We start from the raw sequence: 1,526 nt of genomic DNA on the forward strand, positions 1-1,526 counted from the left end.
CCCCACCCGCCCGTAAGCCCCACTCCCAGGAGGTGACGACCATGGCCACCGTTCTCGCCAAGGCTGCCCAGGAAACCGCTGACCCGGTGACCCACGCCGCCCGCATCGAGCACGTCTCGAAGTCCTTCACCGGCCCGGCCGGAGCACACCTCGTCCTGGACGACATCACCCTCGACGTCGCCCCCGGCGAGTTCGTCACCCTCCTGGGAGCCTCCGGCTGCGGCAAGTCCACCCTGCTCAACCTCATCGCCGGCCTCGACCAGCCCACCACCGGCACCATCACCACCCCCGGCGGCCGCCCCGCCCTGATGTTCCAGGAACACGCCCTCTTCCCCTGGCTGACCGCCGGCCAGAACATCGAACTCGCCCTGCGCCTGCGCGGCGTCACCAAAACCGAACGCCGCACAGAAGCCGAACGACTCCTGGAACTGGTCCGCCTCACCGGCGCCCACGGCAAACGCGTCCACGAACTCTCCGGCGGCATGCGCCAACGCGTGGCCATGGCCCGCGCACTGGCCCAACACAGCGACCTGCTCCTCATGGACGAACCCTTCGCCGCCCTGGACGCCATCACCCGCGACGTCCTCCACGACGAACTCACCCGCATCTGGCAGGAAACCGGCGTCTCCGTCCTCTTCGTCACCCACAACGTCCGCGAAGCCGTCCGCCTCGCCCAACGCGTGGTCCTGCTCTCCTCCCGCCCCGGCCGCATCGCCACCCAATGGACCGTGGACATCCCCCAACCCCGCCGCATCGAGGACCCCGCCGTCGCGGAACTCTCCCTCGAGATCACCGAACACCTCCGTGGGGAGATCCGCCGCCATGGCCAGCACTGACACCACCCCCCAACCCACCCACACCACCCCCCAGACCACGGACACGACCGGACAGCACGACCTGGGCGGCCTCGGCGCCGGCCTGGACGCCCTCGACGCGGTCGAGGTCGGGCGCACGCCCGTCCGGGAGGTCCTGACCAAGAAGGTCCTGCCGCCGTTCATCGCCGTCCTGCTGGTCCTGGGCGTCTGGCAGGCACTCGTCTCCCTGAAGGTGACCGACGAGACCAAGCTGCCCGCCCCGTCCGCGGTGTGGGACAGCCTGACCGAGCTGTGGCTGCAGGGCACCCTCTTCGAGGTCATCTGGACCTCGGTCTCCCGCGGCCTGTTCGGCTTCCTGTTCGCCCTGGCGATCGGTACGCCGCTGGGCCTGCTGGTGTCCCGCGTCAAGGCCGTCCGGGCGGCGATCGGCCCGATCCTCCAGGGCCTGCAGTCGCTGCCCTCGGTCGCCTGGGTCCCCCCGGCCGTCCTCTGGTTCGGCCTCGACGACGCCATGATGTACACCGTCATCCTGCTGGGCGCCGTCCCCTCCATCGCCAACGGCCTCGTCTCCGGCGTCGACCAGATCCCGCCCCTCTACCTGCGCGCCGGCCGCACCCTGGGCGCCACCGGACTGCTCGGCGCACGGCACGTCGTCATGCCCGCCGCCCTGCCCGGCTACCTGGCCGGCCTCAAGCAGGGCTGGGCGTTCTC

Annotated in this window: 2 protein-coding genes; both read left to right on the plus strand. The window is 71.0% G+C overall.

Features of this window, described 5'->3' with window-relative positions:
• Positions 1-41 precede the first annotated feature (41 nt).
• On the plus strand, positions 42-836 hold the full coding sequence (locus IF43_RS0135495; RefSeq protein WP_030211111.1) for an ABC transporter ATP-binding protein: 795 nt from the start codon (positions 42-44) through the stop codon (positions 834-836).
• Positions 823-1,526: ABC transporter permease (locus tag IF43_RS0135500; RefSeq protein WP_078910689.1), on the plus strand; the 704-nt coding region annotated here is incomplete at its 3' end. The genes IF43_RS0135495 and IF43_RS0135500, both read left to right, overlap by 14 nt.

This window comes from Streptomyces sp. NRRL S-87 (assembly GCF_000719335.1).
In the GTDB taxonomy this organism is placed as follows: Bacteria; Actinomycetota; Actinomycetes; order Streptomycetales; family Streptomycetaceae; genus Streptomyces.